The organism is Nocardia fodinahabitans (genome assembly GCF_052983615.1).
The window spans coordinates 2,785,645-2,806,411 of the sequence record NZ_JBRJJC010000001.1 but is presented as its reverse complement, the minus strand read 5'-3'; the positions used below and the strand labels follow the sequence as shown (position 1 = coordinate 2,806,411).

Genomic DNA, 20,767 nt, shown 5'->3' with positions numbered 1-20,767 from the left:
CCTGATCCGACCGCACAGAGGAGAGAGCACGTGGCATCCCAGGAGCGCATCGGCGGACCCATCGAGGACCTGTTCGTGCGCAGCGGGCGGTTCTTCACCCCCGGCACCGAATCCGCCGACCTGCGTACTGTCACCAGGAAGGGCGGGCGCGAGGGCGACATCTTCTACCGCAACCGCTGGAGCCACGACAAGGTGGTGCGCTCGACGCACGGCGTGAACTGCACCGGCTCGTGCTCGTGGAAGATCTACGTCAAGGACGACATCATCACCTGGGAGACCCAGGAGACCGACTACCCCTCGGTCGGCCCCGACCGCCCCGAATACGAACCGCGCGGCTGTCCCCGTGGCGCGGCCTTCTCCTGGTACACCTACTCGCCCACCCGCGTCCGGTATCCGTACGCGCGCGGGGTCCTGGTCGAGATGTACCGCGCGGCCAAGGACCGCCTCGGCGATCCGGTCATGGCCTGGGCCGACATCCAGGCCGACCCCGAACGCCGCCGCACCTACCAACAGGCCAGGGGCAAGGGCGGATTGGTGCGGGTGAGCTGGGACGAGGCGGTGGAGATGGTCGCCGCCGCGCACGTGCACACCATCAAGAACTACGGCCCGGACCGGGTGGCCGGGTTCTCCCCGATTCCCGCGATGTCGATGATCTCGTTCGCGGCGGGCTCGCGCTTCATCGAGCTCATCGGCGGTGCGATGACCTCGTTCTACGACTGGTACGCCGACCTTCCGGTGGCCTCGCCGCAGGTATTCGGCGACCAGACCGACGTGCCGGAATCCGGGGACTGGTGGGACGCGTCGTACCTGCTGATGTGGGGTTCCAACGTCCCGGTCACCCGGACGCCGGACGCGCACTGGATGGCCGAGGTCCGCTATCGCGGCACCAAGATCGTCACGGTCAGCCCCGACTACGCCGACAACACCAAGTTCGCCGACGAGTGGATGCCGTGCGCGGCGGGCACCGACGGCGCGCTGGCGATGGCCATGGGGCACGTGATCGCGAGCGAGTACTACGTGCGCAGGCGGGAACCGTTCTTCGTCGACTACGTCCGCCAGTTCACCGACCTGCCGTTCCTGATCACGCTGGAGGAACGCGACGGGCGCCTGGTGCCGGGAAAGAACCTCACCGCGGCCGACCTCGGCAGCACCGAGGAGAACGCGGCGTTCAAGCCGGTGTTCATCGACGGTGTCACCGGCGCTGTGGTCGTCCCGCACGGGTCGCTCGGCTTCCGCTATGGACCCGACGGCGTCGGTAAATGGAACCTGGACTTGGGCGAGCTCGCGCCGACGCTGACCGTCGCCGAGGCGGGGGAGGAGCAGGTCGACGGCGCGGTCATCACGCTGCCGCGGTTCGACACCGTCGACGGGCACGGCGAGACCATGGAGCGGGGTGTGCCGGTCCGGGTGGTCGCGGGCAGGCGGGTGTGCACGGTCTTCGATCTGATGCTCGCCCAGTACGGCGTGGCCCGCCCGGGATTACCGGGGACATGGCCGCGCGACTACGACGACGCCGACACCCCGTACACCCCTGCTTGGCAGGAACCGATCACGGGAGTGTCCGCGGCGCAGGTCATCCGGATCGCCAGGGAGTTCGCGACCAACGCGGTGGAATCCGGCGGCCGGACCATGGTCATCATGGGCGCCGGCATCTGCCAGTGGTTCCACGGCGACGCCACCTACCGCGCGATCCTGTCGCTGCTGCTGCTCACCGGGTCGATGGGGCGCAACGGCGGCGGCTGGGCCCACTACGTCGGGCAGGAGAAGTGCAGGCCGGTGACCGGTTGGGCGACGGTGGCGATGGGCACCGACTGGTCGCGCCCGCCGCGCCAGATGGCGGGCACCTCCTACTGGTACGCGCACACCGACCAGTGGCGATACGACGGCTACCGCGCCGACGCCCTCGCCGCGCCGACCGGCCGGGGGCGGTTCAAGGGCAAGCACACGATGGACGTGCTGAGCTCCGCCGTCGCCATGGGCTGGACTCCGTTCTTCCCCCAGTTCGACCGCTCCAGCCTCGACCTCGCCGACGCGGCGGCCGCGGCGGGCGTCGACCCGGTGCAGTACACGGTCGACCAATTGGCCAGTGGCGAGCTGCGATTCGCGGTCCAGGACCCGGACGACCCGAAGAACTGGCCGCGCGTGCTGAGCGTGTGGCGGGCCAATCTGCTCGGCTCCTCGTCCAAGGGCAACGAGTACTTCCTGAAGCACCTGCTCGGCACCACCTCGAACCTGCAAGCCGAGCCGACCGCGCCCGAGGCCCGCCCGGTGAGCGTCATCTGGCCCGAGGAACTGCCCGAGGGCAAGCTCGACCTGCTGATGTCGATCGACTTCCGGATGACCTCGACGACACTGTTCTCCGATGTCGTGCTGCCCGCGGCGACCTGGTACGAGAAGGCCGACCTGTCCAGCACGGACATGCACCCCTACCTCCACGCCTTCACCGCCGCGATCGATCCGCCCTGGGAAACCCGTTCGGACTTCGACGCTTTCGGCGCCATCGCCCGCAGCTTCTCGACCCTGGCCGCCGAGCATCTCGGGACGCGCACCGACATCGTGATGGGCACCTTGCAGCACGACACTCCCGGGGCGATGGCCTATCCCGCCGGCGTGGAATCGGATTGGCGGCAGACCGGCGAGAAACCGGTGCCCGGCAAGACGATGGGGCCGCTGGTGGTCGTCGAACGCGACTACGCGGCGATCGCCGAGAAATGGACCGCGCTCGGACCGCTGGTGGAGCAGGCGGGACTGACTACCAAGGGCGTCACCGTGATTCCCGATCAGGAGGTCGCCGAACTGGCGCGACTGCACGGCGTGATGAACGCCGGGGTGGCGGCCGGCCGGCCGGCGCTGGACACCGCGGAGAAGATGGCCGAGACGGTCCTGCGCCTGTCCGGTACCTCGAACGGCAGACTCTCGGTGGCGGGCTTCCGGGAACTGGAGAAACGCACCGGTCGCGACCTGGTGCACCTCGCCGAGGGCAGCGAGGAGAAGCGGATCACCTTCGCCGACACCCAGGCCAGGCCGGTGCCGGTGATCACCAGTCCCGAATGGTCGGGCAGCGAGACCGGCGGCCGCAGGTACGCGCCGTTCACGGTGAACATCGAGCAGCTCAAGCCCTTTCACACGCTCACCGGCCGCATGCACTTCTACGTCGACCACGACTGGATCGAGGAACTGGGCGAGGCGCTGCCGATCTACCGGCCGCCGCTGGACTTGGCCAGGCTCTTCGACGAACCACGCATCGGCACCCAGCGTGCCGGCATCGGCATCACCGTGCGCTACCTGACGCCGCACTCGAAATGGTCGATCCACTCCGAGTACCAGGACAACCTGCTGATGCTCTCGCTCTCGCGCGGCGGTCCGACCATGTGGATGAGCCCGGCGGACGCCGCGAAGATCGGTGTCGCCGACAACGACTGGGTGGAGGCCGACAACCGCAACGGCGTGCTGGTGTGCCGCGCGATCGTCTCGCACCGGATGCCCGAGGGCGTCGTCTATGTCCACCACGCCCAGGAACGCACCATCGATGTCCCGCTGACAGAGCAGACGGGAACCCGTGGCGGCATCCACAATTCGCTGACCCGGCTGCTGGTCAAACCCTCGCATCTGGCGGGCGGGTACGCCCAGACCGCCTTCGCGTTCAACTATCTCGGCCCCACCGGAAACCAGCGCGACGAGGTCACGGTGGTCCGACGCCGTGGCCAGGAGGTGACGTACTGATGAAGGTCATGGCGCAATTGGCGATGGTGATGAACCTCGACAAATGCATCGGCTGCCACACCTGCTCGGTGACCTGCAAGCAGGCCTGGACCAACCGCTCCGGCACCGAGTACGTGTGGTTCAACAATGTGGAGACCCGGCCGGGACAGGGCTATCCACGCACCTACGAGGACCAGGAGAAATGGCGTGGCGGCTGGGTCCGCGAGCGCAACGGCAGGCTGAACCTGCGCGACGGCGGCCGATTCGCCAAGCTCGCGCGGATCTTCGCCAATCCGAAGATGCCGGCCATGGCGGACTACTACGAGCCGTGGACCTACGACTACGAGAACCTCACCAACGCCCCGCTGGGTGCGCAGATCCCGGTCGCCCCGCCGCGCAGCCTGATCAGCGGCAAGCCGATGAAGATCAGCTGGTCGGCCAACTGGGACGACAATCTGGCCGGGTCGCCGGAGATCGTGCCCGGCGATCCGGTGCTGGCGCGGGTGAGCGAGAAGGTCAAGCTCGACCTGGAGCAGACGTTCATGTTCTATCTGCCGCGCATCTGCGAGCACTGCCTCAATCCGGCGTGCGTGGCGTCGTGCCCGTCGGGCGCGATGTACAAGCGCACCGAGGACGGGATCGTGCTCGTCGATCAGGACAAGTGCCGGGGCTGGCGGATGTGTGTGTCCGGATGTCCTTACAAGAAGGTGTATTTCAACCACAGAACCGGCAAGGCCGAGAAGTGCACGTTCTGCTATCCGCGCGTCGAGGTGGGGCTGCCGACCGTCTGCGCGGAGACCTGCGTCGGCCGGTTGCGCTACATCGGTCTGATCTTCTACGACGTGGACCGGGTGCTGGACGCGGCGACCGTGGCCGACGACAAGGACCTGTACGAGGCCCAACTGGACGTGCTGCTCGATCCGAACGACCCCCAGGTCGTCGCGGGCGCGCGGGCCGCGGGCATCCCCGACGCCTGGATCGAGGCGGCGCAGCGCTCACCGATCCACGCCCTGCTGAAGGACTTCCGCGTCGCTCTCCCGCTGCATCCGGAGTACCGGACCATGCCGATGGTCTGGTACATCCCGCCGCTGTCGCCGGTGGTCGACGCGGTCAGCCGCGACGGCCACGACGGCGAGGACGTCGGCAATCTGTTCGGCGCCCTCGAATCACTGCGCATCCCACTGGAATACCTCGCCGGGCTGTTCACCGCAGGCGACACCGCGCCGGTGGCCGCCGTCCTGCGCAAGCTCGCGGCCATGCGGTCGTACATGCGCGACATCAATCTCGGACGAGAACCTCAGGAACACATTCCGGCCGCCGTCGGCATGACCGAGGAACAGATCTATCGCATGTACCGCCTGCTCGCGCTCGCGAAATACGAGGACAGGTACGTGATTCCGTCGGCGTACGCCGAACTCGGGCATCAGCTCGAGGAGACGGTGAGCGATTGCGCGCTCGACTTCGACGGCGGTCCCGGCATGTACGAGCAGGCCTCGGGCCCGTTCGGTGAGACCAGCGGCGTGCCGGTGCCGGTGGCCGTCGAGACCTTCCACGCGCTCAAACAGCGCCAGACCAGCGAGTCCATCGGCACAGGCACCGGCGCCCGGGTGAACCTGCTCAACTGGGACGGCAAGGGCAGGCCGGCGGGAATGTTCCCCGGCGGGGGTGGGCGGTGATGGCGCTGTCGCGCCGATCGGCCCGGCGCGCCGAGCGCCACCGTGTCATCTGGCAGGCGGCCTCGCTGCTGCTGGCCTATCCCGACGCGGGGCACCGGGCGCGGCTGGATCTCGTCGACGAGTTGTGCGCCCACTTGCCCGCCGACCAGGCCACGCCGCTGCGCACCGCCTCGGCGCGCCTGCGCGCCCTGCCGGAAACCCTGGCGGCCCAAGACTATGTCGACACCTTCGATCTGCGCAGACACTCGACGCTGCTGCTCACCTATTGGACCGACGGCGATACCCGCAACCGAGGCATGGCCATGCTCGCGTTCGCCGACGCCTATCGTGCCGCGGGCGTCCGGCCGCCCACCGGCGAGGTGCCCGATCATCTCACCGTGCTGCTCGAGTTCGCCGCCACCGTCGATCCCGTCGCGGGGGCCGCGCTGCTGACCGCGCATCGCAGGGCGATCGACGCGATCGGGCTGGCCCTGGCCGGGGAGGACTCGCCCTACGCCCCGGTGCTCGGCGCGGTCGCGGGCACCCTGCCCGCCGCGACCGCACAGGACCTCGGCCGCGCCCGGCGGCTCGTCGAGGCGGGACCGCCCGCCGAGTCGGTCGGCCTCACGCCGTTCACGCTCACCGTGCCGCCGCGTCGCGCCGCGTCCGAACAGGCACCCGCCGTCGCGAAAGGACACCGCTGATATGGATTCCGTTTCCGCGGGCGAGATCTATTGGGACATCGTCCCGTACGTGAGCTTGGCGATGATCATCGTCGGCACCTGGTGGCGCTACCGGTACGACAAGTTCGGCTGGACCACCCGCTCCTCGCAGCTCTACGAGAGCAGACTGTTGCGGATCGGCAGCCCGATGTTCCACTTCGGCATGCTGGTGGTGATCGTCGGGCACATCATCGGGCTGGTGATACCCGAATCCTGGACCGCTGCGATCGGGGTCAGCCAGCACGTCTATCACATCCAGGCGATCGCGCTCGGATCCATCGCCGGCATCGCGACGCTGACCGGCATCGTGCTGCTGGTGTACCGGCGGCGGGTCAACGGTCCGGTGTTCAGCGCCACCACCTGGAACGACAAGATCATGTACCTGGTGCTCATCGCGGCCCTGGTGACGGGCCTGGCGACCACCCTGATCGGTTCCGGCGCCATCGGTCCCGAGCACAACTATCGCGAGACGGTGTCGCCGTGGTTCCGCTCGATCTGGATCCTGCGGCCGCGCGGTGACCTGATGGCGCAGGCGCCGCTGTCGTTCCACATCCACGTGACGATCGCACTGGTGCTGTTCGCGATCTGGCCGTTCACCCGGCTCGTGCACGCGTTCAGTGCGCCGTTCGGGTACCTGTTCCGGCCCTACATCGTCTACCGGACGCGCGGGAGTGCGAAGCCGGGCGAGCTGGTCGGTTCGCGGCCGCAGCGGCGGGGCTGGTGAGGCGTCACCAAGCGTGGGCGACGTCGATCACCACGCGGGCGGGGTCGTCGAGGGTGAGGACCCGGAACGGCAGGCGGGCGCGGACGCCGAGGCCGAGGGTGGTCTGGCCCTCGAACGAGCCCGCCCAGGATGCCTGGCGGAAGGTCGGGTAGCCGCGCACGTCGACGAGTTCGGTGCGGTCGGCCGGGTGGTAGGTGCTGTTGCCCGCGGCGTCGTAGGCCGGGGCCTGCACCATCACCTGGAGATAGGCGCCGCCGCGCAGCGGGACGGTGGCGCCGGAGCCGTCCATGGTGACCGTGTCGACGTAGCCGACGCGGTAGCCGGCGAGCGGGCCGGACAGGTCGACGACGAGGCGGTCGAAGCAGTCGTGGCGGCCGGACCTGACATCGCCGACGGTCGCGGTGGAGTAGTTCGGGCTCGTTTTGTCGAGTGAGCCCCAGGTGATTCCGCAGTAGGACGCAGTGGCGGCAGCGGGCAGGGTCCACAGGCTCGCGCAGGCCGCGAGTGTGGTGAGCAGGACGAGGAAGCGACGCACGTCGCACCGCCTTCAGGGCAGTGGGGGAAGGTACTGATTAATCGGACTAATCAGACAGCACGTTAGCGTCGCTGAGGTTCCGGGCGTGTTGCGAAACGTAGGATCGCAGGTCACGGACAACGACCGGAGGTGACCATGGCGCCCTTCCTGTGGGAGCAGCACTGTTGTCTGCCGTTGCATCACACGGCGCGCATCGGCGAGCTCGCCCGGTATCCGCTGGGGTCGTATCTCTCGGTCAATGTCGGATATTCGGCGCAGACCACCACGGATTCGCTGGCGCTGCTGCACCAGTTCCGCGACCAGGCGTCGGCCGATCCACGCTTCCGGCTGGTCGAGCGCCGGGCCGATATCGGCGCCGACGACGCGATCGCGCTGGCCTTCGACCTGGAGGACGCGGGCCCGCTCGGCGGCGATCTCGACAATGTGGAGATGTTCTACCGGCTCGGCGTGCGCTCGCTGCTGCCGACCTACAACCACGCCAACGCGGCCGGCTGCGGCTGCCTCGACACCGCGGACACCGGCCTCACCGGCTACGGAAAAGACCTGGTGCGCAAGCTGAACGAGGTCGGCATGTTCGCCGACGGGTCGCATTGTTCCCGGCGCACCGGCCTCGATATCGCCACGCACACCGCCGTCCCGATGATCTACAGCCACTCCAATTTCGCTGCCCTGTGGGAGCATCCGCGCAACATCACCGACGATCAGGCCCTGGCCTGCGCCGAGACCGGCGGCGTGATCGGCATCAACGGCGTGGGAATCTTCCTCGGCCACAACGCTCCCGGCGACCACGCCGCACGCCTGGCCGCCATGGCCGACCACATCCGCTATGGCGTCGACCTGGTCGGGCTCGACCACATCGGCGTCGGCTCGGACTACTCCTTCGACGGCCAGGAGTTCAACGACGAGATCCGGGACAACCCCGGCGCGTTCTCCGAGTCGTACACCAAATGGGGCCCACTCCACTGGGTTCCGCCGGAAGACCTGCTCGGCGAATCCGGCGCCCCCGGCCTGGACGAGCTCCTGGCCGACCGGGGGTTCCAGACCGCCGAGCGGGCCGCCATCTTCGGCGGCAACTTCGCCAGGGTCGCGGGCCAGGTCTGGCGCGACTGACCTCAGCCGAGGCGGACCAGCATCTTGCCGGTGTTGGCGCCGGTGAGGACGCCGAGGAAGGCGGGGCCTGGTCGGGGTGAGATCGTGCCGTCGAGGCGGCTGCGGATCCCGTCCGTCGCGGCACCACTCACCTCGCCGACCACGGTGCGTCGTGCGGTCAGGCCGACGTTTCGATCGTCAGGCCCGCGTCGGACCAGTCCTGGATGCCCTCGCGGTACTTGCGGACGTTGGTGTAGCCGAGGGCTTCCAACTTGCTCGCGACCGCTTGGCTGTTGCCGCACGCCGGGTTCGAGCAGTAGGTGACGATCGCCGCGTCGCGGTCGGGGAGGAGCTCGGGGGCGCGGGCGGCGACCTCGTCCTCGACCAGGTTGAGGGCGCCCGGCAGGTGTGCCTTGGCGTAGTAGTCCGCGGGGAGCGCGTCGAGCACGGTCACGGTGTTCGCCGCGATCTCCGCGGCCAGTTCGTCGCGGGTGATGAGTGCGGTCATGGGGTCCACCTCGAATTGTTGGAAAATTTATGTGCGTGCACACGCTACTAGTTGTGTGCGCACGCACGCAAGTGGTTAAGCTGGTCCGGTGCCGAACGATCAGCCATCCCGTCGTCCCGCGGTCGCCGCGTGGGCCGCGTTGCTGCAGGTGCACGCCACCCTCGTCCCCGAACTCGACGCCGAACTCCGCAAAGCCGCCGGACTGCCGCTCACCTGGTACGACGTTCTCCTCGAACTCGACGCCGCCGGACCGATGCGGATGAGCGACCTGGGCGAGCGCGTCGTCCTCAGCCGGACCAGGGTGAGCCGCCTCGTCGCGGAGCTGGAAGCGAACGGGCTGCTGACGCGGGAGTCCAACCCCGACGACGGCAGGTCCGCGCTCGTAGCCATCTCCGACCTGGGCCGGCGACGGTTCCGCGAGGCCGCCCCGCACTATCTCGACGGCATCGAGCGCGCGCTCGGCGCGCACCTCGACCCGGCCGAACTCACGGCCTTGGCGGGTAGTTTGCGCAAGGTGCTCGGCGCCACCCGGCTTCCCCCGCCGCAGCCGCCGCGACGATGATCGACGCCCCCGTCGCCACCGGTCGCGGGCGGTGCTCACCTAAGTGGGGGACGGGTGGGTGAACTCCCCGAAACAGAGTTAGGCTCGGGGTCGTGACTTCCCACTACGATGTCGTCGTTCTCGGCGCTGGTCCCGGCGGATACGTCGCCGCGATCCGTGCCGCTCAACTCGGCCTGCGAACAGCGATTGTCGAGCAGAAATACTGGGGTGGCGTGTGCCTGAACGTGGGCTGCATCCCGTCCAAGGCACTGCTGCGCAACGCCGAACTGGCCCATATCTTCCACAAGGAAGCCAAGACCTTCGGCATCTCCGGTGAGGTCAGCTTCGACTTCGGCGTCGCCTTCGATCGCAGCCGCAAGGTGGCCGACGGGCGCGTCAAGGGCGTGCACTTCCTGATGAAGAAGAACAAGATCGACGAGTTCGACGGTCGCGGTGCTTTCACCGGCCCGAACTCGATCGATGTCGCCCTCACCAAGGGTGGCGTCGAGTCGATCACGTTCGACAACGTCATCATCGCCACCGGCACCACCACCAAGCTGCTGCCGGGCACCCAGCTCTCGGCCAACGTGGTGACCTACGAGGAGCAGATCCTCACCCGCGACCTGCCCGGCTCGATCCTGATCGTCGGCGCTGGCGCGATCGGCATGGAGTTCGGCTACGTCCTCAAGAACTACGGCGTCGACGTGCGGATCGTGGAGTTCCTCGACCGCGCGCTGCCCAACGAGGACATCGACGTCTCCAAGGAGATCACCAAGCAGTACAAGAAGCTCGGCATCACCATCACCACCGGTGCCGCCGTGCAGGCGATCGACGACGACGGCTCCAAGGTCACCGTCCAGATCAAGGACAACAAGTCCGGCGCGGTCGAGACCGTCACCGTCGACAAGGTGCTGCAGGCCGTCGGCTTCGCGCCCCGCATCGATGGCTACGGCCTGGAGACCACCGGTGTCGCCCTCACCGACCGTGGCGCCATCGCGATCGACGACAACATGCGCACCAACGTGCCGCACATCTACGCGGTCGGTGACGTCACCGCCAAGCTGCAGCTCGCGCACGTCGCCGAGGCGCAGGGTGTGGTCGCCGCCGAGACCATCGCCGGTGCCGAGACGCTGACCTTCGGCGACTACCGGATGATGCCGCGCGCCACCTTCTGCCAGCCGCAGGTCGCCAGCTTCGGTCTCACCGAACAGCAGGCCCGCGACGAGGGCTACGACGTCCAGGTCGCCACCTTCCCGTTCACCGCCAACGGCAAGGCGCACGGCCTGGCCGACCCGACCGGTTTCGTGAAGCTGATCGCCGACAAGACCCACGGCGAACTCCTCGGCGGCCACCTCATCGGCCCCGATGTCTCGGAGCTGCTGCCCGAGCTGACCCTGGCCCAGAAGTGGGACCTCACGGTCAACGAACTCGCGCGCAACGTGCACACCCACCCGACGCTCAGCGAAGCGCTGCAGGAAGCGATCCACGGCCTCGCCGGCCACATGATCAACTTCTGATCCCGTCGAAGACACGAGGGGCGGTCGCCGGGCGACCGCCCCTCGGTCGTGTCCGCGACACGTATTGCGTGTATTTCTTTTCGGCCAAAATTACGGGCGTTGATTTGGCGAATCGCGTTCTGTGGCCGATGATGCGATAGCACCTCCGGTGGTAGTTCCTAGCTCGTGTTCGACATGTTTATGTTCCATGAGATGGTCCCCTCGCCCGGCGGCTCGCGGGTGGCGGGCACGGTTGAGAGGCAACTAACTCGATGAGCAAGCGCATTCTCGGTTGGGTAGCTCGTACGGCGGCATTGGTGGCGGTGGCCGGATTCGGAACCATGGCACCCGCGATGGCCGAACCTCTTTTCCCCGGTGGCCCCGATGTTCCCGGCGTTCCCGCCATCGTGCCGACAGCGTCGCCGTGCCCGGTGGTCGAGGCCAGGGCGTGCATGCGGTTGTCGACGAACGAGGCGTGGCTGGTCGACAACGGCCGGGTGATCTTCGGCCCGACGCCGATTTCGCACGGTATGGCCGGATACGAAACTCCGCCCGCGGTGACCCGGATTTCCTTCAAGCGGGAATTCCACTGGAGCACGATGCACAACGCGCCGATGCGCTGGGCCACCTTCTTCAACGGTGACATGGCATTCCATGTCGGCCCGGTCAATTCGAAGTCGCACGGTTGTGTGCGCATGACCGAGGACGGCGCCCACCGCTTCTTCGACTACCTGAACCCGGGCGACATCACCCAGGTCATCGACTAGCCGCCCCGCGATTCAGGCCGGGCTCTTCGCTCGCGGCCGACGGTACTCACCGGGGCGGGTCAGCCCGTGCCCGGTGAGTTACCCCTGTTCTCGTGTTCGCCGGTCGGCTGGTTCCGCTCGTGCGGTATACAGCTCGTGTGCGTAAGTGGTTGATCGGTGGGGCTGCGGCTGTCGCACTGCTGCTCGTCGTTGTGGCCGGGCTGTATGTGCTGATGAATTCGCGGACCTACCAGCTGACGGGTCGATTGGTCGATCGCGTCGACACCGACGAGAAGCTGGTCGCGCTGACATTCGACGACGGGCCGACCGAGCGCACGCCCGAGATCCTGCGCATGCTCGCCGAATCGCGAGTCCCGGCGACCTTCTACCTGGTCGGCGATGATCTGGCCGCGCATCCCGAATATGGTGCGGCGATCGCGGCGGCCGGCCACGAGATCGGCAACCACTCGTATTCGCACCGCCGCATGGTCCTTGTCTCCGGTGACACCGTGCGTGACGAAATCGAGCGCACCGACGCCGAGATCCGCCGCACCGGCTACCAGGGCCCGATCACCTTCCGTCCGCCCTACGGCAAGAAACTCTGGGCGTTGCCGAGTTATCTCGCCGACCACGATCGCACCACCGTGACCTGGGATGTCGAGCCGGACTCCGCGGGAGGCGCGAGCCGCGAGGCCATCGTCGCCGACACCCTGGCGCAGACCGGGCCCGGCTCGATCGTGCTGCTGCACGTCATGCACGGCGGCGAATCCGCCGCAGCGATACCCGAGATCGTCACCGGCCTGCGCTCGCGAGGCTACGAATTCACGACTGTCTCCGACTTGCTTCGGCGCGAACAGAAGTAACTCGCCGAGGGACCCGACCTGGCGCGAACCGCCGGCCGCCGACGCGAAACGCTCCGAGACCGAGGCCGGCCTATATCCGCGGAGTGGCGGAACGGTGGTAGCTCGCCTGGGCTTTCCGGACGGTGTCCATGTTGGTCTCCAAGACCACGATCAGCGACTCCAGCCGGTCCGCCACCTGCGCGCCGAGCTCGGTCAGCGTGTACTCCACGCGCGGGGGAATGGCCTCGAGCACCTCGCGATGCACCATGCCGTCGCGTTCGAGGGTTTGCAGGGTCTGCGACAGCATCCGTTCGCTCACGCCGTCGACGCGCCTGCGCAGCGCGCTGAACCGGTACGGGCCTTCCCGTAGCGCCACCAGGGCCAGCACGCCCCACCGGCTGGCGACATTCTGGAGCACCGGTCGCGACTCGCAATCGCGCGCGAAGACGTCGGCTTCCAGCGCCTGATCGTCGTCGGTCGACGGGGGCTGCGTGCTCATGGTGCCGATCGTACCGCTCTTGACCAGAGCGCCTGCGGAATGCATAGTGCTTACGAATAGTTAGTACTACAAAATCGGTACCAACCCTGGAGGAAGATCATGACTGTTGCGGTGACCGGAGCGAGTGGACAGCTGGGCAGGCTCGTCGTGGCGGCGCTGCTGGCGGCGGGTGAACAGCCGGTGGCGATCGTGCGCGATCCCGCCAAGGTCGCCGACCTGGCCGAACGCGGTGTGCGGGTCCGGCAGGCGAGCTACGACGACCCCACCGCGCTCGATGCCGCACTGGCGGGTGTCGACCGGGTGCTGCTGGTCTCGGGCAACGAATTCGGTGCGAGGGTCGCCCAGCACACCAATGTCATCCGGGCCGCCGAGCGCGCGGGTGTCCGGCTGCTCGCCTACACCAGCATTCCCGTCGCGCCCGACAACCGGATGATCCTCGCGCAGGAGCATCGCGGTACCGAAGAGGTGCTGGCGACCGCGCAGGTGCCGACGGTCCTGCTGCGCAACAGCTGGTACTGGGAGAACTATGCCGCAGGCGCCGCGCACGCCATCCAAACCGGCGTGCTGGCCGGCGCCTCGGGCGAGGGCAAGGTCTCCGGGGCCCCGCGCGCCGACTACGCCCAGGCGGCGGCCGTGGTGCTCACCACCGACGGCCACGAGGGGCGCGTCTACGAACTCGGCGGTGACGACGCCCTGACCGGTGCCGACATCGCCGCCGTGCTCACCGAGGTGACCGGCTCGCCGGTGCGCTACGAGAACCTGGCCGAAGCCGAGTACGCGGCGGTCCTGGGGCAGGCCGGCGTGCCCGAGCCGGTGGCCGCGGCGCTGGCCGACGCCGACGCGGGCATCGCCGATGGCCTGCTCGAGGTCCGCACGGGTGACCTGGCCAAGCTTCTCGGCCGTCCGGTGACCTCGCCCGCCGAGGCTTTCCGCGCCGTCCTCGGCTGATTTTCGGGGGGTGGGCCGACGGGGAGTGGTGTGGCAGAGTTCGGGTGTGGCTACCGAAACTCCCCGTCGACGCGCGCACTCCTACCTGAGTGGGCTGCTGTTCGTGATGGGTGTCCTGCACTTCGTCGCGCCGAAGCCGTTCGACGGCATCGTGCCGCCGAAGCTGCCCGGCAACCCGCGCACCTACACCTACGCGTCGGGGGTCGCCGAGCTCGGCGTGGCGACGGCACTCGCGGTGCCGCGCACCCGCCGCTTCGGTGGTTGGCTCGCCGCGGCGCTGTTCGTCGGTGTCTTCCCGGCGAACATCCAGATGGCTGTCGACGTGGTCGGCAACCCGAAGGCGAACGGCCTGTTCAAGGCCGGTGTGCTGGCGCGGCTGCCGTTGCAGATCCCGATGATCGTGGCCGCGCTGCGCGTCGCGCGCCGCTGATCACACCCACTGCACCAGCTGGATGACGATCCCGTTCGGGTCGGTCATCTGGAAGTAGCGCTCGCCCCACTCCTCGGTCTCGATGGGCGTCTCGATCGGGACGCCCGCGGTGCGCAGGCGCTCGTACTCGGCGTCGATGTCGTCGACGATGAACACCACGAGCGTGCCGTCGCCCGCGCTGCCCGCGATGCGCGCCGGCTTGAAGGTGCTCAGGCCGGTGCGCAGGTAGATGACGTTCATCCCGGCATCGGGCCGCTGCAGGGAGACGAATCCGTCGGCGGCCATCTGCTCGGTGAAGCCGAGGTGGTCGATCAGGAACTGTGCCGAGGCCTGCGGGTCGGCGACATTGAGCGAGATGGCGGAGCCGGTGATCTGCATGCGTTCTCCTCGGTGTTGAACTCCGTACGTTGTACGTCTTTAACGATCGCGAGGAGCCGCCCGGTTCCGCTCTATGACCTGCGTCACACGCCTAGAAATTGTCGCGGTCGATGCGCAGCGTGGTGATGGTGGCGGCCAGGCCCTCGTACTGGTTGATCAGCAGCACGATCTCGATGAGCCGGCGCTCGTCGTAGTGCGTGGCCAGCTCGGCCCACGCGGCATCGTCGACATCGCGGCCGGTCACCAGCTGGTCGACGACGGTGAGCAGCGCCCGCTGCCGCGGCGTCCAGCCCTCGGCCTCGGGCCCGGCGGCGACCCGGTCGATCTCCACGGCGGACAGCCCGGCCTTGCGGCCGAGACGGCGATGATGATCGGTCTCGTAGTCGCAGGCGCGAAGGTGCGCGACCCGCAGGATGACCAGTTCGGCCTCGGCGCGCGGCAGCCGTCCGCCCGGCATGAGCTTGCCGGAGAAATGCAGCCAGCCGCGGAACAGCCCGCCGGTGCGCCCGAGGGTGCTGAACAGATGCGCGTCGTCGGTACCCGACGCGCGGGAAAGCACTTGCCAGACAACCCAGTTGATCGGTCCGAGCTCGGCGAACCGTCCCGGGGAAACCCGTGGTAGGGGCGCTGGATCCATCACATTTCCACCTGTCTGCTCGTGCTCGCCCGGCCGGTTCGCAGCGTACTCGCCGGTATGGGATCGTGAAGGCGACTACCGGAGTCGTGCCGGTTTTCTTTGGTTTCCAGTGGTTTTCGCAACAGTTGCGCGTCATGATCGGTGGGTACCGCAGCGCGCAGCGGCGGTGTGAGGTCGCAGCACTGGTAGGGGAACATCGGAATGCTGGTTCGGATCAGGCCGGATGCGGAGCTCACCGGCGCCGAGCGGGAGTTCGTGGATTGCCTGCGCGCCTCTCCGAGCACGGGACTTGCGCTGGTGGATTGCCGGGTGGGCGATCGCAGGCTGGGCGCGGTGATCGTGACGCCGCGGGGGATCACGGTCATCGAGGTCAAGGGCTTCCGGCGACGGCAGAGCGGCCTGCTCGCCGTCTCGGGCGCGGGTGCGTGGACGATCAGCGACAGCCCGCTCGACCTGGACGCCGACCCGTCGTCCGGGCTCACCGACCGGCTCGAGCACGGGATCCACGCCGTGCGGGTCGCGCTCGAGCAGGCACTACAGGACAGCGGACACGTCAGCGGCGCGGTGGTGATGGTGCCGTACCGGGGCGTGGTGGTGCGGCCCGCGCGCACCGTGCTGCGACCGGGGCTGGATGTGCTGGTCGCCAATACCGTCGACGCGCACGAGCTGCAGGTCTATCTCGAGGGCTTCGCCGCGGGCCCCCGCCGATGGACCATCGACCGGGTGCTCACCACCTGCACCGCGCTGGGCGTCGGCGACCTGACGCCACCGCGCGCCGACCTGGCCGCCGACGGCTTCGACGGCAACCGTCCCGCTCCCACGCCGCTCCCGCCGCAGCCGCGCAGGTTCACCGAACCGATCCAGGCGCCGCCGCCCGCCGAGCCGACCGAGCGCGGGAAGCTGGTCGGGCTGATCCTGTTCGCCGCGGCCGTGCTCGGCGTGTTCGTGGTGTTCCTGGTGGTCGGACAGGCACTGCTGCAGGACTCACCGCACCCGCGCCCCAGCTCGGATACCTCGCAGAGCACGACCAGGGCGCCGTCCCCGACGCCCGCGAGTCAGCGACCCGTCGAGTGCTGGCCGTTCCAGAACGGCTGCTGAGCACTCAATCCCGCACGGCACGACCGAGTTTGGTGAACGCGATCGCCTGCTCGGCGCGCACCCGGACATGCGCGCGGGAGGAATCGATGTGCGCGGTGAGGGTGTGCAGCGCCTGTTCGCCCGCGCCCGCCAGCACCTGCTCGGCGATGGTGATGTGATCGGCCGTCATCGCCGCGACCCGCTCGGCGGTCGGCACGTCCATGGTGCGGACCGGGCGCACCCGCACGTAGACCGCGGTGAGCGCGTCGGCGAGGGCCGAATTGCCCGCTGCCCGGAGCAGTTCGGTGTGGAACCGCTCGTCGGCGGCGACCAGCTCCGGCCCGGGTTCCGGTGGTGTGTCCCGGTATTCGCGCCAGCGTTCCAGTTCCGCGCGCACGGCGGGCAGATCGTGCGCGGCGGGGCTGTGCGGCTGGACCGAGTCCGCGGCGTCGATCCGCTGGAAACCGCGGGCTTCCAGCACTATTCGTAGTTCGTAGAGCTCGTCGAGCTCCGCCAGGCGCGGGCGATAAAGGTAGAGCCCGTCGTGGTGGCGCTGGATCAGTCCGTCGGCCTGGAGCCGGGCCAGCGCCTCGCGCACCGGAGTGCGCGAGACGCCGTACCGCTGGGCCAGCCGTTCGGCGCGCAGTCGTTCGGTCGGCGGGAGGGTCCCGGTGGCCAGGTCGTCCCGCAGCGCCAGATAGACGCGCTCGGCCAGGGACACCCGCCCCCTGCGGTTCATGGCCCGCGGTCAGATCGCCATCGCCGCGCGGACCGCGGATTCCGCCCCGGCACCGCCCTCACCCGACGAGCCGAGATGCCCCGAATGCAGCACGTAGTAGTGCTGCGCGGCTTGCAGCGCGAAGCCGATGTGCTGCTCCACCAGCAGCACACTGAGTCCGCCGCGCTGGGTGAGATCGATGATGGTGCGCTCGATCTCGGCCACCACCGAGGGCTGGATACCCTCGGTCGGCTCGTCGAGGATGAGCAGCTTGGGCTCGGTGATCAGGGCGCGCGCGATGGCCAGCTGCTGACGCTGACCGCCGGAGAGCAGACCGGCCTTGCGGGTCAGCAGCTCACGCAGCGCGGGGAACAGTTCCAGCGATTCCTCGATCAGCGCCTTGCCGCGCTTGCGCCCGTCCGCGACGACCTGCAGGTTCTCGGCTGTGGACAGCTGGGGAAAACTCTGCTGCCCCTGCGGCACGTAGGCGATGCCGCGCTTGACCCGCTGCGACGGGGAGAGCTTGGTGATCTTGTCGCCGTCGAAGGTGATCGTGCCCGACTTGGTCGGCAGCAGGCCGACCGCGGTGCGCAGCAGCGTCGTCTTGCCCGCGCCGTTGTGGCCCATGATGGCGACCACGCTGTCGTCGGGGACGGTCAGGCTGACGCCGTGGATCACCTCGGTGCGTCCGTAACCCGAGTGGATGTCGTGTAGTTCAAGCATCGGCCGACTCCTCTTTCGTCGCGTCCCCGGCCAGTGTCGCGGTGCCGAGGTAGACCTCCTGCACCTTCGGATCGGCCTGCACCTCTTCGACGCTGCCCTCGCTGAGCACCTTGCCGCCCGCGAGGACGGTGACCGAGGTGGCGAAGGAGCGCATGAAGTCCATGTCGTGCTCGACGACGACGACCACGCGGTCGCCGCCGATGCGGCGCAACAGGTTTCCGGTCTCCTCGCGTTCCTCGGCGCTCATGCCCGCGACCGGCTCGTCGAGCAGCAGCACCGAGGCGTTCTGCACCAGCAGCATGCCGATCTCGAGCCACTGCTTCTGCCCGTGCGCCAGCACCCCGGCGGGCTTGTCCCGCAGCGCGGTGAGACCCGTTGTCTCCAAGGCTTCTTCGATGCTCGGCAGCACCGACTTGCGGGCCCGCAGCAGCGACAGCGCCGAACGGCCCGCACCCGCCGCGATGTCCAGGTTCTGCAGCACGCTGAGCTGCTCGAACACGCTCGCGGTCTGGAAGGTGCGGCCGATGCCGAGGCGGGCGATCTGGTGCACCTTCTTGCCGAGCAGTTCGGTGCCCGACTTCTGGGCCGAGCCGGTGGCGGGCACCAGGCCGGTGATGGCGTCGATGAGCGTGGTCTTGCCCGCGCCGTTGGGGCCGATCAGGAACCGCAGATCGCCCTGGAGCACCGTCAGGTCGACCTCGGTGACCGCCTTGAAACCGTCGAAACTCACCGAGAGACCGCGTATTTCGAGGTAGTCGCTGTCCATGCCCGCGTTGCCGCCCGCTTTGGGCTCGTGTGTGGTCATCGCGCTTGCACCTTCTCCTCGGTGACGACGGCGGGTGCGGGTTCGGCGGGCACCGGTGCCGGTTCGGGTGTACGGCTCTGCCACCAGCCCTTGAACAGCGGCCACAGGCCGGCCAGTCCGGCGGGGATGAAGCCGACCACCACGATGAACAGCACGCCCTGCAGGTAGGTCCAGCCCGACGGGAACGACTCCGACAGCGAGGTCTGCGCCCAGGCGACGCCGATCGCGCCGAGAACCGGGCCGAGCAGCGTGGTGCGGCCACCGATCGCGACCCCGATGAGGAACGCGATGGACGGGACGACACCGATGTCGGCGGGGGAGATGATGCCGACGATCGGGGTGAACAGCGCACCGGCGATGCCGGCCAGGAACGCCGCCACCACATAGGCGACGATCTTGATGTTGGCCGGGTCGTAGCCGAGGAAGCGCACCCGCTCCTCCGCGTCGCGCACCGCGACCAGCAGTTCGCCGTAGCGGCTGCGATTGAGCTGGCGGATCAGCGCGACGACCAGCAGCAGCGTGCCAGCGGCGATGAAGAACAGCATCTGGCGGTTGACCGGATCGGAGAGCCGGAACCCGAAGAAGGACCGGAAGTCCGACAGGCCGGTGAAGCCGCCGATGGCCTGCTGACCGGTGAGCAGGATGGCCAGCGCCGCGGCCAGCGCCTGGCTCAGGATGGCGAAGTACGCGCCCCGGACCCGGCGCTTGAACACGCCGTAGCCGAGCACGGCGGCCACCAGGGCGGGCAGTACCAGGATGGCGAGGATGGCCATCGGCGCCGAGGCGAACGGCTGCCAGAATCCGGGCAGTTCGCTGATGCCGGAGATCTCCATGAACTCCGGGACGTCGTTGCCGAGGCGGGCGGCGTCGGCGAGCTGCATGTGCATGGCCATGATGTAGGCGCCGATGCCGAAGAACACGCCCTGGCCCAGGGTGAGCATGCCGCCACGGCCCCATGCCAATCCGATGCCCGCCGCCACGATGGCGAAGCAGAGGAACTTGGCGAGCAGGTTCAGGCGGAAGTCGCTCAATACCGCCGGTGCCACCGCGAACAGGATGAACGCGGCGATGGCGAAGCCCGCCAGGGGAGTCAGCTTCTCTCTCATGCCAGGCTCCTCGTCCGCACGGTGAACAGACCCTGCGGGCGGACCTGCAGGAAGATGACGATCAGCACGAACACGATGACCTTCGCGATGGACGCGGTGGTCGAGTATTCGATGAAGGAGTTGAGCAGGCCGAGCGCGAACGCCGCGATCACCGTGCCCTTGATCTGGCCGAGGCCACCGATCACGACGACCAGGAACGCGTCGATCAGATAGCTCTGGCCGATGGTCGGGCTGGTCGAACCGATCAGAGTCAGCGCGACACCGGCGACGCCGGCCAGGCCGGACCCGATAAAGAACGTGCTGATATCGGTGAATCGCGAAGAGATGCCGGAGGTTTCGGCCAGGCCGCGGTTCTGCACGACGGCGCGGATGCGACGGCCCATCGGAGTGGTCTTGAGGACGGCGGCCAGCGCGGTCACCGCGACGATCGCCAGCACCAGGATGAAGATGCGGGTCTTGGGCACCACCGCGCCCGCGATGGTGATTCCGCCACTGAGCCATTCGGGCACCAGCACGTTCTTGGCCGGCGCGCCGAAGATGTCGCGCGCGGCCTGCTGCAGCACGAGGCCGACACCGAAGGTGACCAGCAGCGTGTCCAGCGGGCGGTCGTACATGTAGCGGATCAGGCCCATCTCCAGGGCGGCGCCGAGCAGGCCGCCGATCAGGAAGCCCATGAACAACGAGACGACCAGCGACACGCCCGCCGACGAGAAGACCTGCTGCACAACGTAGGTGGTGTAGCAGCCGGCCATGATGAATTCGCCGTGCGCCATGTTGATGACGCCCATCTGGCCGAAGGTCAGCGACAGGCCGAGGGCGGCGAGCAGAAGAATTGAACCGAGGCTCAACCCGGTGAAGAGTTGGCCGATGAGTACATCCATGTGAG

23 protein-coding genes are annotated in these 20,767 nt (G+C 68.4%); 12 read left to right on the top strand and 11 right to left on the bottom strand.

Translation table 11 applies throughout. The features are described from left to right. Nucleotides 1–30 precede the first annotated feature (30 nt). Genes NV348_RS13100 through narI form a run of 4 tightly spaced genes read left to right on the top strand, consistent with a single transcriptional unit; the run spans nt 31 to nt 6,803 of the window. Complete coding sequence (locus NV348_RS13100) at nt 31–3,723, top strand: nitrate reductase subunit alpha (RefSeq protein ID WP_447147176.1); 3,693 nt, start codon at nt 31–33, stop codon at nt 3,721–3,723. Then, nucleotides 3,723–5,378, top strand: a complete 1,656-nt coding sequence (gene narH, locus NV348_RS13095; protein ID WP_447147175.1) for a nitrate reductase subunit beta — start codon at nt 3,723–3,725, stop codon at nt 5,376–5,378. Before NV348_RS13100 ends, narH begins: the two co-directional genes overlap by 1 nt. Continuing rightward, entirely contained in the window at nt 5,378–6,061 is a 684-nt protein-coding gene (gene narJ, locus NV348_RS13090; RefSeq protein WP_447147174.1) for a nitrate reductase molybdenum cofactor assembly chaperone, read from the top strand. Before narH ends, narJ begins: the two co-directional genes overlap by 1 nt. 1 nt (nt 6,062) lies before the next feature. Beyond that, the gene (narI, locus tag NV348_RS13085; RefSeq protein WP_447147173.1) at nt 6,063–6,803 is read left to right on the top strand and encodes a respiratory nitrate reductase subunit gamma; all 741 of its coding nucleotides are present in this window, start codon (nt 6,063–6,065) and stop codon (nt 6,801–6,803) included. A 4-nt stretch (nt 6,804–6,807) separates the two neighbouring features. On the opposite strand, the gene NV348_RS13080 is transcribed toward narI, so the two are convergent. Continuing rightward, complete coding sequence (locus NV348_RS13080; protein WP_447147172.1) at nt 6,808–7,338, bottom strand: AMIN-like domain-containing (lipo)protein; 531 nt, start codon at nt 7,336–7,338, stop codon at nt 6,808–6,810. Between the two features lie 135 nt (nt 7,339–7,473). Between NV348_RS13080 and NV348_RS13075 the strand changes: the two genes are divergently transcribed. After that, complete coding sequence (locus tag NV348_RS13075; protein ID WP_447151020.1) at nt 7,474–8,448, top strand: dipeptidase; 975 nt, start codon at nt 7,474–7,476, stop codon at nt 8,446–8,448. A gap of 2 nt (nt 8,449–8,450) precedes the next feature. On the opposite strand, the gene NV348_RS13070 is transcribed toward NV348_RS13075, so the two are convergent. Further along, nucleotides 8,451–8,579 (bottom strand): hypothetical protein, encoded by a 129-nt coding sequence (locus tag NV348_RS13070; protein WP_447147171.1) that lies wholly within the window; start codon nt 8,577–8,579, stop codon nt 8,451–8,453. A 26-nt stretch (nt 8,580–8,605) separates the two neighbouring features. Then, nucleotides 8,606–8,935: a rhodanese-like domain-containing protein gene (locus NV348_RS13065; protein ID WP_447147170.1), complete on the bottom strand. Its 330-nt coding sequence runs from the start codon at nt 8,933–8,935 to the stop codon at nt 8,606–8,608. 88 nt (nt 8,936–9,023) lie between these two features. Here NV348_RS13065 and NV348_RS13060 point away from each other — a divergent pair, with 88 nt between their 5' ends. The 4 genes from NV348_RS13060 (at nt 9,024) to NV348_RS13045 (ending at nt 12,581) form a co-directional block, all read left to right on the top strand. Beyond that, nucleotides 9,024–9,497 carry a MarR family winged helix-turn-helix transcriptional regulator gene (locus tag NV348_RS13060; RefSeq protein WP_447147169.1) on the top strand — a complete coding sequence of 158 codons (474 nt, stop codon included), beginning with the start codon at nt 9,024–9,026 and terminating at the stop codon, nt 9,495–9,497. Nucleotides 9,498–9,589: 92 nt separating this feature from the next. Next, nucleotides 9,590–10,993, top strand: coding sequence for a dihydrolipoyl dehydrogenase (gene lpdA / locus NV348_RS13055; protein WP_447147168.1), 1,404 nt, complete (start codon nt 9,590–9,592; stop codon nt 10,991–10,993). 251 nt (nt 10,994–11,244) lie between these two features. Next, entirely contained in the window at nt 11,245–11,739 is a 495-nt protein-coding gene (locus NV348_RS13050; RefSeq protein WP_447147167.1) for a L,D-transpeptidase, read from the top strand. A gap of 137 nt (nt 11,740–11,876) precedes the next feature. Next, nucleotides 11,877–12,581, top strand: coding sequence for a polysaccharide deacetylase family protein (locus tag NV348_RS13045; protein WP_447147166.1), 705 nt, complete (start codon nt 11,877–11,879; stop codon nt 12,579–12,581). Nucleotides 12,582–12,651: 70 nt separating this feature from the next. On the opposite strand, the gene NV348_RS13040 is transcribed toward NV348_RS13045, so the two are convergent. Continuing rightward, nucleotides 12,652–13,059, bottom strand: coding sequence for a winged helix-turn-helix transcriptional regulator (locus tag NV348_RS13040; RefSeq protein WP_447147165.1), 408 nt, complete (start codon nt 13,057–13,059; stop codon nt 12,652–12,654). A 99-nt stretch (nt 13,060–13,158) separates the two neighbouring features. On the opposite strand from NV348_RS13040, the gene NV348_RS13035 reads away from it, so the two are divergent. Both NV348_RS13035 and NV348_RS13030 read left to right on the top strand, forming a co-directional pair. Then, nucleotides 13,159–14,007 carry an SDR family oxidoreductase gene (locus NV348_RS13035; protein ID WP_447147164.1) on the top strand — a complete coding sequence of 283 codons (849 nt, stop codon included), beginning with the start codon at nt 13,159–13,161 and terminating at the stop codon, nt 14,005–14,007. A gap of 46 nt (nt 14,008–14,053) precedes the next feature. Further along, nucleotides 14,054–14,437, top strand: coding sequence for a DoxX family protein (locus tag NV348_RS13030; protein WP_495885069.1), 384 nt, complete (start codon nt 14,054–14,056; stop codon nt 14,435–14,437). On the opposite strand, the gene NV348_RS13025 is transcribed toward NV348_RS13030, so the two are convergent. Both NV348_RS13025 and NV348_RS13020 read right to left on the bottom strand, forming a co-directional pair. Further along, nucleotides 14,438–14,815, bottom strand: coding sequence for a VOC family protein (locus NV348_RS13025; protein ID WP_447147163.1), 378 nt, complete (start codon nt 14,813–14,815; stop codon nt 14,438–14,440). 91 nt (nt 14,816–14,906) lie between these two features. Next, the gene (locus tag NV348_RS13020; protein ID WP_447147162.1) at nt 14,907–15,452 is read right to left on the bottom strand and encodes a carboxymuconolactone decarboxylase family protein; all 546 of its coding nucleotides are present in this window, start codon (nt 15,450–15,452) and stop codon (nt 14,907–14,909) included. Between the two features lie 201 nt (nt 15,453–15,653). Between NV348_RS13020 and NV348_RS13015 the strand changes: the two genes are divergently transcribed. Continuing rightward, entirely contained in the window at nt 15,654–16,550 is an 897-nt protein-coding gene (locus NV348_RS13015; RefSeq protein WP_447147161.1) for a nuclease-related domain-containing protein, read from the top strand. A 4-nt stretch (nt 16,551–16,554) separates the two neighbouring features. Here NV348_RS13015 and NV348_RS13010 read toward each other — a convergent pair whose 3' ends face one another. From NV348_RS13010 to urtB, 5 genes are read right to left on the bottom strand one after another with little or no spacing between them, the layout of a single operon-like run. Next, nucleotides 16,555–17,268: a GntR family transcriptional regulator gene (locus tag NV348_RS13010; RefSeq protein WP_447147160.1), complete on the bottom strand. Its 714-nt coding sequence runs from the start codon at nt 17,266–17,268 to the stop codon at nt 16,555–16,557. Nucleotides 17,269–17,277: 9 nt separating this feature from the next. Continuing rightward, nucleotides 17,278–17,970 carry an urea ABC transporter ATP-binding subunit UrtE gene (gene urtE, locus NV348_RS13005; protein WP_447147159.1) on the bottom strand — a complete coding sequence of 231 codons (693 nt, stop codon included), beginning with the start codon at nt 17,968–17,970 and terminating at the stop codon, nt 17,278–17,280. Continuing rightward, nucleotides 17,963–18,775: an urea ABC transporter ATP-binding protein UrtD gene (gene urtD / locus NV348_RS13000; protein WP_447147158.1), complete on the bottom strand. Its 813-nt coding sequence runs from the start codon at nt 18,773–18,775 to the stop codon at nt 17,963–17,965. Before urtD ends, urtE begins: the two co-directional genes overlap by 8 nt. Further along, nucleotides 18,772–19,881, bottom strand: a complete 1,110-nt coding sequence (gene urtC / locus NV348_RS12995; RefSeq protein WP_447147157.1) for an urea ABC transporter permease subunit UrtC — start codon at nt 19,879–19,881, stop codon at nt 18,772–18,774. Before urtC ends, urtD begins: the two co-directional genes overlap by 4 nt. After that, nucleotides 19,878–20,762, bottom strand: a complete 885-nt coding sequence (gene urtB / locus NV348_RS12990; protein ID WP_357342424.1) for an urea ABC transporter permease subunit UrtB — start codon at nt 20,760–20,762, stop codon at nt 19,878–19,880. The genes urtC and urtB overlap by 4 nt, the downstream gene beginning before the upstream one ends. Between the last annotated feature and the right edge of the window lie 5 nt (nt 20,763–20,767).